The organism is Kribbella sp. NPDC056345 (assembly GCF_042262745.1).
In the GTDB taxonomy this organism is placed as follows: domain Bacteria; phylum Actinomycetota; class Actinomycetes; order Propionibacteriales; family Kribbellaceae; genus Kribbella.
In genome coordinates this window covers 586,498-598,611 of the sequence record NZ_JBHJQQ010000002.1, presented here as the reverse complement: position 1 = coordinate 598,611, position 12,114 = coordinate 586,498, and the positions used below count along the sequence as shown (strand labels likewise).

The window sequence follows — 12,114 nt, the reverse complement described above, 5'->3', positions numbered from 1 at the left end:
CGGAGGTGGGCAACTACGTGCGGTCGGTCTAGGGTCGCGGTAGCTGCCTGCCGGACCGCCCCCTGGAGGATGCAATGCGTCGTCGTACCGTGCTGGGCTCGATCGTCGCTGCTCCGCTGAGCGCCGCCGTACTGGGACAGACCTCGCCCGCAGCCGCCGTCGCGTCGACCATCGATCCGCGGAGCGACTGGGGTGCTTGGGAGGGTTGGGGGACCTCGTTGTGCTGGTGGGGGAAGGCGCACGGCAACCGCGACGACCTGGCCGACATCTTCTTCACGCGGAACACGGTTGATTATCAAGGTACGGCGCTGCCCGGGCTCGGGCTGACGATCGCGCGCTACAACGCCGGCGCGTGCTCGACGAAACCGATCAACGGTGAGTCGATGGTCCGCTCGCCGAGGATCGGCGATCCCCGGCAGATGGACGGGTACTGGCTCGACTGGTTCAGTTCCGACCCCTCATCGGCCAGCTGGAACTGGTACGTCGACAGTGCGCAGCGCAACCTGATGTGGAAGGCGCGCGACCGTGGTGTGAACCAGATCGAGCTCTTCTCGAACTCGCCGATGTGGTGGATGTGCCAGAACCACAACCCGTCCGGTTCCGCGAGCGGTGGCGACAACCTGCAGACCTGGAACCACCGGCAGCATGCCGTCTACCTCGCCACGGTCGCCCGCTACGCCCACGACCACTGGGGTGTCGACTTCACCTCGGTCGAACCCTTCAACGAACCCGACGGCAGCTGGTGGAAGGCCGACGGCACCCAGGAGGGCTGCCACTTCGAACCGGCCACCCAGCGCCCGGTCATCAACGCCCTTCGCGCCGAACTCAACGCCCGCGACCTCGGCTGGATGCCGATCGCCGCCTCCGACTGCTGGGGCTACGACGCCGCCCTGTCCACCTGGAACAGCTTCGACTCCACCACCCGTGGCAACGTCGCCCGCATCAACGTCCACGGCTACCAGGGTGGTGGCGGCCGCCGGGACCTCCTGTACGCCGCCGCCAAGTCCGCCGGCCGCAAGGTCTGGAACTCCGAGTACGGCGAGGGTGACGCCAGCGGACTGTCGTTGGCCAGCAACCTCAACCTCGACCTGCGCTGGCTGCACCCCAGCGCCTGGGTCTACTGGCAGGTGGTCGACGGAGGTGGCTGGGGCCTCATCCAGGACCTCGGCAACAACACCACCGGCCCGATCAACCCCAAGTACTACGTCCTCGCCCAGTACACGCGCCACATCCGCCCCGGCATGCGCATCCTCGACGGCGGCAACGGCAACACCATCGCGGCGTACGACGCAGCGGCGCGGAAGCTCATCATCGTCGCCATCAACCACGGCGCCGCGGGCTACCTGGACTTCGACCTCTCCCGCTTCACCAAACCCTCCACCGAGGGTGCCCCCATCCCCCGCTGGTCGACCACCCCCGGCACCACGCAGTACCAGCACGCCCAGGACACCACCATGCACGGCACCCGCTTCTGGTCCTGGTTCGACACCAACACCATCCAAACCTTCGAAGTACCCGACGTCACCCTCTAGGTTTGGTGGATGCGACACCTGCAGAAGTTCCTCGACTCCCAGGTTGCTTCCGGTTCGGCTGGTGCTCTCATGCACTACCAGGACGCTGATGGGCCCTGGGTGGGCGCTAGCGGAGTCGCAGAAGTCGGTACGGCGGTTCCGGTCGACCCGGCCGGATCGTTTCGGATCGGCAGTGTCACCAAGACGTTCACCGCGACCGTCGTACTGCAACTGGTCGGTGAGGGCGTCCTGGCGCTCGACGACAGCGTCGGTCGTTGGCTGCCTGGTGTGATTCCGGCCGGCGACTCGATCAACCTTCGCCAGCTGCTCAACCACACGAGCGGTCTCTACAACTACACCAGCGATCTCCCTGATACGGCCGGAATCATCCGGGATCGCTTCGTGCACTGGGATCCTCGGGCCACGATCGACAGCATCGCCGTCCAGCCGCTGCTGTTCGAGCCCGGCGCGACCTGCTCGTACTCCAACACGAACTACCTCCTGCTGGGCCTGATCATCGAGGCCGCCACCGGCAAGTCGTTCGCCACCGAGATCGAGAGCCGGATCCTTGAACCGCTGGACCTGCAGGAAACGCTCATCCCGGGAGATGCTACGACGCTCCCGGAGCCGCACGCCCACGGGTACCTGACCCTCGACGATCAGCTGGTCGACATCAGCGACTTCAACGCATCACAGGCTTGGTCCGCCGGTGAGTTCGTATCCACAGCAAGCGATCTGAACCGCTTCTACGCGGCGCTCCTCACCGGCAAGCTCCTCCGTCCGGCCGAGCTCGAGGCCATGCAGACGACGATCCCCACCGATGAGGCCTTCCATCACTTCGGCCTGGGCCTCAGCCGCATCACCCTCCCGAACCTGACGCTGTGGGGCCACGCCGGCGGCATCTTCGGCTACCGGACCTGGAGTTACCACGCCGCGGATGCCATCCACCAGCTCACTCTCTCGCTCACGACCACCACCGACGACACCCCGCCGCCCCCGGCCTACGAGCTTCTCGCCAACGTGTTCCAGTGAGTGGCGGGCTGGTAGCGCTTGGCCAGTTGGAGAACCAGTACGGCGAAGAGCACGGTGATGGCCATGTCGACTACGGCGTACTGCCACGGCATGTCGGCGGCGGTCTCGTCGGTGCCCAGACCGCCGACGTATGTCGAGGACATGATGAACGAGATCAGGTTGTTCGTCACGTGCAGGGAGATAGCAGCCTCGAGGCCGCCGGTGCGGATGGTGACCAGAGCGAGGACCACGCCGAAGACGGCGAGATCGATGAAGCCCCAGACAGTGCCCCAGCCGTGGGCCGCGGCGAAGAGCAACGCCTGCGGGATCACGATCAGAATCGGGTGCCGAAGCAACGATCCGGTTGCCTGCAGCAACCAACCACGGAAGATGTACTCCTCGGCCGCGGCCTGCAAGGGGACGAGGCACAGCAGCATGACCAGCCCGACGGCGAAGGTTCCCCAACCCACCCAGACGTCGTCCGGCACCGGTGCATCCGGCTCGATGACGGCGCCGACGACGCCCATGGCGACCGCGCTGATACCGAAGACCAGTACGGCGATGCCGAAGCAGCGGCCCAACCAGGACAGCCGTAGCCGGCCGGTCACCGAGGTGATGGATCCCCAGGTCCGTCGCTGAATCCACCAGAGCGTCAACGCCAGCGCCGGAATCCCGAGTGCGATCCCGGTCAGAGTGAGCGCGGTGTCGCTCAGGTCGCTGAGGATCCGCAGACCGTCGGCGTCCTCCGGGAGGTCCAGGGCCACGGCCATCCCCTCGTACTGCCCGAACACCCAGATCTCCGCGAGGATGCTCAAGCCGACGAGGACGAGCGTGCCGACGATCGGCCGCCACCAGTCGTGCCGGCCGGTCACCCGCGCAAGCTGTTCGTAGGTCACCGGCTCGACGGTCTGTGGGGCCGCAACAGGCGGGGCGGGATACATGGTGGTCATAGCTCAAGGATGCTGACGGACGGCCGGAATCGCGTCGGCCGGAAGCACGATCACCGCCTCTATCGCTGGGTAGAGACGCCCGGTCGCCGGGTAGAGAACCCCTATGCTTTGGCCCTGATGGAACACGTCCGCAACTGGCTGCTGCCGATCATCCTGGGCATCGGATGGCTCGCGCTGCTGCCGTTCGTCCCGGACATCGCGGACGTGCCGACAAACAACGTGGAGCTTGTCGCAGCCGGCGTAGCTTCGGTCGTGGCCACGATCGCCTTGGGTTTCCGCCGCCGCGCGCCCCTCACGACGCTCGTTGTGACCACCGCTGTAGTAACAGTCGGCTATCTCGCGACACCGCCCAACGGACTGGCTGTGCTGCCGGTCGAGATGGTTGCCTTGTACTCCGTAGCGGTGCGCTGCCGGACGGTCGTCAGCTGGCGAGCGCTCGGCGTACTGATCGTCGTACAGACCCTGACGTCGATGATCATCTACGGCCCAGGCCTCGACACAGTCTTCGAAACCATCGCCAATCTGATCGTGTACGGCGTCATTCTGGGCGGCGGGCAGCGGCGTCGGCGCCGCCTGGCCGCTCGCGACCGGGCTGCCCAGCAGGTGCGCGACCTCGAGGCCCGCCACCTGCACGGCGCGGCGACCGAACGCCGCCGGCTCGCCCGCGAGTTGCACGACGTCAGCGCGCACCACCTGACGTCGATCGTCGTCACCGGTACGGCGGCCGAGCGGCTCGCCGCGACCCGGCCCGAACTGGTCACCGAGGCCCTGTCCTATGCCGCGAACACCGGCCGCGAGACGCTGCGATCCCTGCACCAGTTGGTGGCCATGCTGGAAACGGGCGAGCGTGAGCAGTCCGAACCACTCAACACGCGGATCACCGGCTTGGCCGATGCCTTCACGCGGTTGGGGCAGCAGGTCGTCGTCGACGTCACGCCCGACCTCACCGGTCAGGTCGCCGACGCCGTCTTCGGCATCGTGCGGGAGTCGCTCACCAATACGCTGCGGCATGCACCGGGCGCCGCCGTACGGGTGCTGGTCACGCATGCGGACGACCGCGTCGACGTACTGGTGGAAAACGGGCAGGCCACCGGTACGGCGACCTCCGGCCAAGGCGGTCAGCGCGGAGTCGCGGGCATGCGGGACCGCGCTGAGGCGGCCGGCGGGACCCTCACCGCCGGACCGGGACCGGACGGCGGTTGGCGGGTCCGGGCGAGTCTCCCGGTCGGGACTGCGCCTATCGTGCCGAAACCCGGCGTGCGGTGGCAGGAGCGGTGGTTCGCCGACTTCGGCGTACTGGTTGCGGTCATCATCCCCGCGATCGGTGGGACGGCCGGCTTCATCTCGGACGAGCCGGGGCTCGACACGGCGACGATCAGCCTGGCGGTCCTGCTGGCCCTGATCCCCTGCCTGATTCTGCTCGGTCGCCGGGACCGCCCCTGGACCGTGGTGACCGGTATCGCCGTCGCCGCCTGGCTCTGGCCGCTCGCGATCGGTCTCGACTGGATCCCCGACCCGCTCGCGCCGTCGATGGCGTTCGGCGTCTTCGTGCCGGCGGCTGCCGTCTACGCCGTCGCGGTGTACGGCCGGGATCTCGCCGTGGGCGCCCTGTCAGGGGTCGCCTTGGGGGCCAGTGCCGGTTTGGCGGCGGGAGTCATGCTGATGTACATCCCGTCCGAGGACGGCCCCGGGTTCGGGCTCTTCATCGGCGGGGTGATCGCGTTCTTCTTGATCCCTGCGCTGGTCGGCGTCTGGGCGGTCGGCGCGCTGGCCCGCCGGAAGAGGCAGCAGCGGCGGGACCATACCGGTGAGACTCTCGCCAGGCTCGTCTACGCGGCCGAGGTCGGAGTCCACACCGAACGCCAGCGGATCGCGGCCGGCCTGCACCACAGCGTTCTGACCCGCACGCACACGATGATCACTCTGGCCGAGGCCGGCCGGCTGGCCGACGTCACCGCCGAGGCACGATCCGCGCTGACCGCGATGCGCGAACTACTCGCAACACTGGACGAGGACGGCACTCCAGCCCCTCGCTCGCCCGCTGAGAAGGAGCTGTCCTGATGACTGTCCGGGTCCTGGTCGTCGACGACCAGACAGTGGTCCGCGCCGGTTTCGCCGCGATCGTGGACGCCGAGCACGACCTGACCGTCGTCGGCCAGGCCGGCGACGGCGCCGAGGCAGTCGCACTAGCAGCCGAGCTGGACCCAGACGTCGTACTGATGGACATCCGCATGCCCGGCCTGGACGGCCTCTCCGCCACCCGCCTCCTCACCGAGAAGGGCGACCGCCCGCGCGTCCTCGTCCTCACCACCTTCGACCTGGACGAGTACGTCTACGAGGCCCTACGCTCCGGTGCCTCCGGCTTCCTCCTCAAGGACGCCCAGGCCGACGACCTCCTCACCGCCATCCGCGTCGTTGCCGCCGGCGACGGCATGCTGGCCCCCGCCGTAACCCGCCGCCTCATCCAAGCCTTCGCCGCCGGCGCCCCCACAACCACCACAGCCGAAGCCCTAGCCAAGCTCACGCCCCGCGAACGCGAAGTCCTCACCCTCATCGCAGCCGGCCTGACCAACGCCGAAATCGCCGACCGCCTGGGCGTAGCCATCGGCACCACGAAGACCCACGTGAATGCGCTGCTGTCGAAGCTGGACGCCCGAGACCGAGTTCAGGCCACGATCATCGCCTACGACCTAGGCCTCGTCCGCCCACGAGAGCACTGACATACCCATCTAGCCGCTCCCCCACCACCCGCGCAGTCAACTCCCCCCGCCCCGCCTCTCGCCAAGGCTGCGAGATCGCGTCCAGCTCTTCGGACATGGCCAGCGCATCCCGAATCAGCCAGTAGAGCCAGTTCGAGGACAACACCCCACCAGCTCCCTCATAGGCCGCGGCAAACCGCAGTCCCCACTCCGCCCCATGCAGTAACGCCAAGTTGACTGAACAGTGCGCCGCATCAAGATCCACCGGCCCCCACGAGGGCCCCGCCCAGTCAACAACCCCAGTGATCCGCGCACCCTCGAACAACACGTTCCCAGGGTGAAAATCCCCATGCAGAAAGCACCCCTCGTACGCCGGCACCCCCTGCCGGATCACGTCAATCGCCGTACCCCAAGCCCCCGCGTCAGCACCCTCAGGAACCACCACGCTCTCAGCAGTCGACTGCCGCACAAACACCGGCGGCCGCACCACCGGCCGCACCCCATGGATCGCCACCAACTGCCGAGCCAACAACGAAACCCGCGCCTCCACACCCTCATCCGCAAGCACAGTCCGCCCAGGCAAACACGTCATCAAAAGCGACGGATACTCACACTCCGCCCCCGCCGCATCAACCCCCACCAGCTCAGGCGCAGTCACCCCCGTCCCCGCCAACATCACGAGAGCCCCCGCCTCCCGCCTCAGCCAATCCTCGGCATCCGGCACATCAACGACGGTCCGCAACACCAGCTCACGGGTGCTCCCATCCCGCCCCCCAACGGTCAGCCGGCGCATCTCAGCCGTAATCCCCCCAGGCAACGCCACCACCCCAACAACCCGCTCCCCCACCCCAAGCTGCCGCTCCACCCAAGCCAACGTCAACGCCCTGACCTCAGTCACCCCACTACCCCATCATCCGCACCCCGCCGTACGCGAATGTTTATCAACCCATGCCACCGGCAACTAACAGACTTCCCTGCAGTGCTGGGGACTTTCGCTCATCACACGTTTGATTCACCTGCGGACGTGTTCCACTGCGGCAGAACCGCCCGGTTATGGCCGTACCTGTGTGACAATCGCGCGATGCGGATCCTCATCGGCGCCTTGGCGCTCGCGCTGGCAAGTGGCTGCTCCTCGGCAGAGCTGAATTCAGCCCGCCCCGAGCCGACGCCAACCACAGCGCCGGCGTCCACTCCAGCGACTGCGTCGAATTCGAAGGCCACGCCCGACGCCTGCGACCTGCTGACAGCATCCGAGCTTGCTCAGCTCATGGAGGGCGCTGGAGACGCGAAGCCTGGTCTGACAGGTGCGGTACCCAACTGCCAATGGTCCAGGCCGGACGGTCGGTACGTACAGGTGATCGGTATCGACGCATCAGTGTGGGCACGATCCCTACCAGAGATCCTCCGGGCCCTACAGTCCTCCGGCATGCTGTCAGACACGGAGAACGCGCGAAAGCTACGTGCCGCGGTCAAACTCCTCGAGGCGGGCCAGAACCTCGACCCGGACGAGGCCTGTTCCCTGTTCTCACAGATGCTGGAGCTCCAGGGCCGCCCGCCGAAATCGTCCGTCATCGTCACGGTGATCCCCACCCGCGCCAACCCGAAGGGTGTCACAGGCCAGATGTGCAGCCTCGGAACCTTCACCTCGGTAATGGTCGCCAACGAAAAAGGCCTCACCGACCCTCTACCCATCGACAAGGTCTCAACAGCAATCAAACAAGCCCACCGCCGAGCCATCACATAACCCACCGCCACCACGGCTCGCCGGTCAGCTCAGCGATCGGCCGAGTCGTCCACGGCGAGGACCGTGGCCAACGGGATGCGCAGGCGCCATTGCGCAGTCAATTTGCTGTAGTGCTGGAGCACCAGATCGACAAGATCTTCGCCGCCCACCAGTCGAAGTCGCCGGTTGGCCCGTTCAATCCCGTGAGCTTCGCGACTGAACGCTCCGAGGGTTACGAACAGCCCCAACTCGTCTTGCGCAAGCGTTCCGAGGAGTTGCTGAACGTCTGGCGCACCAATCGCATTCGTCGTGTGCTTGCACTGAACCTTGATGAGTGGCGGCTCGATGCCGAGCGGGTCCTTGTGCGCGATCACGTCAACGCCGCCGTCCTGGGTATAGGCGGTCACGCGGGCCTGATATCCCATGGCCCGCAGCAGGTCGGCCGTGAACTCCTCGAACTCCCGATGACCCAGGTCGCTCTTGAGCCGATCCAGGACGAAGTCGCGAGTATGCCGTTCGATGCGCGAGACCCGGGGCTCGTCAACAGTCTCGTCCGGAATAGTCGGCAGGACTTCTTCGACGGCGGCGGTCGCGCTATCGACCGTGTTGCCGCTGGCAGCAAGTACGGCCCGGAACTCCGCCGCATGGCGCTTGATCGAGAAAACGGTGAGGAACGCACCGACTTCGTAGAGCGCCGGCTGCGTGAAGACAGTCCGCTGAACGCCAAGCTTCTGCCACCGCACCGGTCGCCGGTGCCGATGGGTCGGAGCGTCTGCGACGAACCCGTAAGGGCCGACGATGACGCCGAGGTTGATCGTGGAGTCGGGCTTGTACGGCGCGACGACGACGTCGCCTACCTGCATGTCGTAGACGAAACGGTGGATGATGCCGGCCCATCCGGCGATCGCGTTGGGCTTACGCTCGGGGAACACCGGGGCGAGCGCGGCCTTGATGTCGTCCCTCGACGACCCGATGCTCCGAAGATCGTAGTTGAGCTCATCCCAGCCGACACTCACGAAATGACCGTCGGTCAACTCCGAGGTCAGCGTGTCGTTGTGGATCCCCCACACGTTCGTCATACCGAGATCATCTCCATATCGTCAGGCGTGTTGCCGCGCAGAACAGCGGGTCAGCTCAAGCTTTCTATCCGCTCGAAGATGTCCGCGTCCGTCTCTCGCTGCCCGGCCGGCAGCTCGTCCCAGTCGGCTACGTAGCTGGGCATGGGGTCTGGGATGCGGCGGTAGATCTGCGCAATCCAGCACAGCGCGACGAAGCGGCCCTGCTCGTTCAACAACGGCGTTGCTCCTTTGGACCGGGAAGTTCCTGCGGCGGCGAGCGCTTGACGGACAGGCGTGCTGAATATCTTCGCTCAAGCGCAGCAGTTGGGCATCGTGACGGTGGCTGGCGAGTTGCAGGTTCAGGCCTGACAGCTTGCGAGCGATCACGCCCCAACCGGCCTGCTCCGTCGGATCCGTCCGGGGGTTTCTGCCGGGGCGACGGCGCGCGACCCCATTCCTTCGAATGGCGCGACCCGAAGCGTCAGCTGAGCGCGCCGAGTGAGGTCCCTCCGGCCGCCATATTGGCTCTGACCTGCGGTTTTGCCGCCTATCAGACGCCGGGGTCGGGTCAGGAGAGGCCGCGGTGGGCGTGCGCGCCGGAGGCGCCGAAGGAACAGGCGCCGCCGGAGGCGGTGTCCTTTTGGTAGGCCCCGTGGGACTCGAACCCACAACCCGCGGATTCCCCCCCGCCGCGCTCCCGACACTTCCCGTCAGCACCCAAGCTTCCCGCTGGCGAGCACCTACTTCGGATCGGATCAGCCCCAGGAGACCATGATGTTTCCCAACGTCTCCCGCCGAAAACCATGGGGTAAACCATGGCCTCATGTTCCAGCCTCTCTCGTAACAGGTGGGTGATGAAGGCTGGCCCGTGGCTCCCAAGGTCTCGTCGCTGCCCACATCCATGGGCTAGGTTGCGTGGATGGCCTCACGGGCACCCGAGAATTACGCAAAGATACGTGTTCCAAGCTGGCTGTTTGGCGGAAATCCGGAAGGCCTTCTACAGCACCTTGATGTCTACTCAAAGCGACTCCCCGGTTCACCTGATTCTTGGTCAGTCGAGACCACCGAGAACTACTTTCGACGCCAACCCAAATTGGTTGGATTCGAGCGCCTGGCAGGGCCGACAGTCAACGGCGATCAATTTCATCTGATCGATACCCACAGTCCGATGATCCAACACACGCCAAGCGACCAAGCGGTGGAGACGATTCGAAAACTCGGCGAGCGGGCCGAGATCAGTGAAGATCTCATTGACTTTATTACCTACATACGAATGTGTTTGGTGGCGGCCCCACCAGAGCAGCTCAGTTCCATAGCACGAGACGTACACCAGAGCCTAATAGAAATACCTGACCCAGGGGACTCGGACGCTCTCCCCTTGTCCGACGCATCAAGCTACTTTGTTTGGCGGAACGAAACCTTGTTCCATCGCCTGAAATTTGCGTCGATGTGGATGCGCTTCGAACATGACGAGGAGTTCAAGGCACAGGGCCCACAATACCTACAGCAGCAATTTTCCGCTGAAGGACAACTCTTCCAATCATCCAGCAGCCTGTACGCGGGAATCTACACCTTCGATGCGTACCTAGGGCCCCTGCTTGGCTCACTAAGCCCATGGGTGTGGGGTTTCTATTCCAGCAACAGCATGGGCTGCAACATCCAGACTTACGGCAGAACCCTGAATGGCATCGGCTCCGATGCCGCCGAGCTCATACAGACGATCGGGATTCAAGGCGGACTAGATCAGATCCCGCACCCCGACTTCGGCCCCTCATCCAGCTCAAACGCCGTCGAGTGGTACACGACCGCCTTGAACCAACTGTTCGCAACCCTCGCCGACTTCTCGTATTACGTCGATAGCGATGGATACTACGAACCGACGAAGCAGATGCACACTCTACTCAGCATTGAGCAGCTTTTTCGCAGAATCACGTCTCTTCAACTCGCACATCGCGACGTTCACGCGCGCAGGGTTCTCTTATTCACCATATTGGACACGCTACAAAGACTCACGGGGCGTCCGATCGAAACGCATTGCTCATTGAGATTCGCAACCAAAACCCTTGACTCACTCCGCGAAACTATGCCTAGCGATGCCGCACAGGTGTTACTTCCTCGCGCAGCAAGCTCCGTCGCTGCGCTGAAGGAAATGCAAGCGGGCTTTTTCATGAGCTCTAAAAGCGCAGGCATCCACATACCCGACATCAAGGGTTCGGAACACTTAGTCGACTTCGACGGAGCCACCGCTCAATACATCAAGGTCCTACGGGATGCCACACACGGACACGGAACGAACCGACCGGGCAGCATGGCGCGAACTAACGCACTCTTGGCACATCACAATGGGGATGTCCCGCACGACCTAGGCTGGCTGGGATTCCTATACCTGCTCGAATTCTTGGCAAATCCAAACCTCTTGCGCGATCGCCTGCGCCCCGGCCGTCGCTACAAGAATTAGAACGCGGCTATCCCTGGGACCGTGGGACACCTGGGACAGGGTGGAACTGGTGACCTAAGTTGCCGTCGATGAGGCGGAGTGGCGCCGACTGGGCTAGGCGCAGTTCGGCGGAGCGCTCGAAGAGGGCGCCGGACATGCGGATGGGGTGCGGCCGGGTGTCGATGTACTGGAAGCCGCGGCGGAGGTAGTAGTTGTGCAGGCCTGTGTTGTCTCGCCAGCAGTCGAGGCGGAGATACAGGTCTCCGGTCGACTCCGTGCGGTAGCTCGCCCAGTCCAGCAGGACGTCTCCGAGACCGTTGCCGCGATGGTCCGAGCGGAGGATGAACTTGTACAGATAGCGAGCCGGTTCACTCAGCTCCTCGGGCGTCCAGAAGTCGGCGTCACCGGCGTCTAGCGAGAGGCTTCCGATGATGTCGCCGTCGTCGGTTTGGACGACAAAGGTGCTCCCGGCACCTATCCATCCTTTCATGACGCCAGCGCCGTACTCGCTCTTCGTCCACTGCTCGATTCCGGCGTCTCGAAGCCATTGCTCCGCGTGACGGCGGAGCGCCAGGACGGATTCAACGTCGGCCTCTTCGGCGACCCGGAGGTGGTACGTCGGGACGTCTGTCACTGGTGGCTCCCCTTGGTCGACATGTGCCATGCCGGCCCCGGCCGGTCGTAGCTGATGCCGATGCGGGCAGCCTGGCCAGCCATGGTGTCCG

11 protein-coding genes are annotated in these 12,114 nt (G+C 65.1%); 6 read left to right on the top strand and 5 right to left on the bottom strand.

Annotated features, from left to right (window positions below):
- The first annotated feature begins 74 nt into the window (after positions 1–74).
- Positions 75–1,532: a glycoside hydrolase gene (locus ACFCV3_RS08525; RefSeq protein ID WP_376027603.1), complete on the top strand. Its 1,458-nt coding sequence runs from the start codon at positions 75–77 to the stop codon at positions 1,530–1,532.
- A gap of 9 nt (positions 1,533–1,541) precedes the next feature.
- A complete protein-coding gene (locus ACFCV3_RS08520) occupies positions 1,542–2,543 on the top strand; it encodes a serine hydrolase domain-containing protein (protein ID WP_376027601.1) in 1,002 nt (333 codons plus the stop codon).
- On the opposite strand, the gene ACFCV3_RS08515 is transcribed toward ACFCV3_RS08520, so the two are convergent.
- Positions 2,513–3,472, bottom strand: coding sequence for a lysostaphin resistance A-like protein (locus ACFCV3_RS08515; protein ID WP_376027599.1), 960 nt, complete (start codon positions 3,470–3,472; stop codon positions 2,513–2,515). The two genes, ACFCV3_RS08520 and ACFCV3_RS08515, sit on opposite strands and share 31 nt — an antisense overlap.
- 117 nt (positions 3,473–3,589) lie before the next feature.
- Here ACFCV3_RS08515 and ACFCV3_RS08510 point away from each other — a divergent pair, with 117 nt between their 5' ends.
- Both ACFCV3_RS08510 and ACFCV3_RS08505 read left to right on the top strand, forming a co-directional pair.
- On the top strand, positions 3,590–5,533 hold the full coding sequence (locus tag ACFCV3_RS08510) for a histidine kinase (RefSeq protein ID WP_376027596.1): 1,944 nt from the start codon (positions 3,590–3,592) through the stop codon (positions 5,531–5,533).
- Positions 5,533–6,192, top strand: a complete 660-nt coding sequence (locus ACFCV3_RS08505; protein WP_376027594.1) for a response regulator — start codon at positions 5,533–5,535, stop codon at positions 6,190–6,192. The genes ACFCV3_RS08510 and ACFCV3_RS08505 overlap by 1 nt, the downstream gene beginning before the upstream one ends.
- On the opposite strand, the gene ACFCV3_RS08500 is transcribed toward ACFCV3_RS08505, so the two are convergent.
- Entirely contained in the window at positions 6,149–6,994 is an 846-nt protein-coding gene (locus ACFCV3_RS08500; RefSeq protein WP_376028712.1) for a phosphotransferase family protein, read from the bottom strand. The two genes, ACFCV3_RS08505 and ACFCV3_RS08500, sit on opposite strands and share 44 nt — an antisense overlap.
- Positions 6,995–7,252: 258 nt before the next feature.
- On the opposite strand from ACFCV3_RS08500, the gene ACFCV3_RS08495 reads away from it, so the two are divergent.
- Positions 7,253–7,915 carry a hypothetical protein gene (locus ACFCV3_RS08495; protein ID WP_376027591.1) on the top strand — a complete coding sequence of 221 codons (663 nt, stop codon included), beginning with the start codon at positions 7,253–7,255 and terminating at the stop codon, positions 7,913–7,915.
- A gap of 29 nt (positions 7,916–7,944) precedes the next feature.
- Here ACFCV3_RS08495 and ACFCV3_RS08490 read toward each other — a convergent pair whose 3' ends face one another.
- Positions 7,945–8,910, bottom strand: a complete 966-nt coding sequence (locus ACFCV3_RS08490) for a restriction endonuclease (RefSeq protein WP_376027589.1) — start codon at positions 8,908–8,910, stop codon at positions 7,945–7,947.
- A gap of 113 nt (positions 8,911–9,023) precedes the next feature.
- Positions 9,024–9,188 (bottom strand): hypothetical protein, encoded by a 165-nt coding sequence (locus ACFCV3_RS08485; protein WP_376027586.1) that lies wholly within the window; start codon positions 9,186–9,188, stop codon positions 9,024–9,026.
- A gap of 683 nt (positions 9,189–9,871) precedes the next feature.
- On the opposite strand from ACFCV3_RS08485, the gene ACFCV3_RS08480 reads away from it, so the two are divergent.
- Complete coding sequence (locus ACFCV3_RS08480) at positions 9,872–11,410, top strand: hypothetical protein (protein ID WP_376027583.1); 1,539 nt, start codon at positions 9,872–9,874, stop codon at positions 11,408–11,410.
- A 7-nt stretch (positions 11,411–11,417) separates the two neighbouring features.
- Here ACFCV3_RS08480 and ACFCV3_RS08475 read toward each other — a convergent pair whose 3' ends face one another.
- On the bottom strand, positions 11,418–12,023 hold the full coding sequence (locus ACFCV3_RS08475) for a GNAT family N-acetyltransferase (protein ID WP_376027581.1): 606 nt from the start codon (positions 12,021–12,023) through the stop codon (positions 11,418–11,420).
- Positions 12,024–12,114 lie beyond the last annotated feature (91 nt).

Bases quoted from the DNA above. Each gene is read 5' to 3' on its own strand.
- ACFCV3_RS08515 (WP_376027599.1), bottom strand. From the start codon at position 3,472: ATGACCACCATGTATCCCGCCCCGCCTGTTGCGGCCCCACAGACCGTC.
- ACFCV3_RS08520 (WP_376027601.1), top strand. From the start codon at position 1,542: ATGCGACACCTGCAGAAGTTCCTCGACTCCCAGGTTGCTTCCGGTTCG.
- ACFCV3_RS08505 (WP_376027594.1), top strand. From the start codon at position 5,533: ATGACTGTCCGGGTCCTGGTCGTCGACGACCAGACAGTGGTCCGCGCC.
- ACFCV3_RS08495 (WP_376027591.1), top strand. From the start codon at position 7,253: ATGCGGATCCTCATCGGCGCCTTGGCGCTCGCGCTGGCAAGTGGCTGC.
- ACFCV3_RS08510 (WP_376027596.1), top strand. From the start codon at position 3,590: ATGGAACACGTCCGCAACTGGCTGCTGCCGATCATCCTGGGCATCGGA.
- ACFCV3_RS08480 (WP_376027583.1), top strand. From the start codon at position 9,872: ATGGCCTCACGGGCACCCGAGAATTACGCAAAGATACGTGTTCCAAGC.
- ACFCV3_RS08525 (WP_376027603.1), top strand. From the start codon at position 75: ATGCGTCGTCGTACCGTGCTGGGCTCGATCGTCGCTGCTCCGCTGAGC.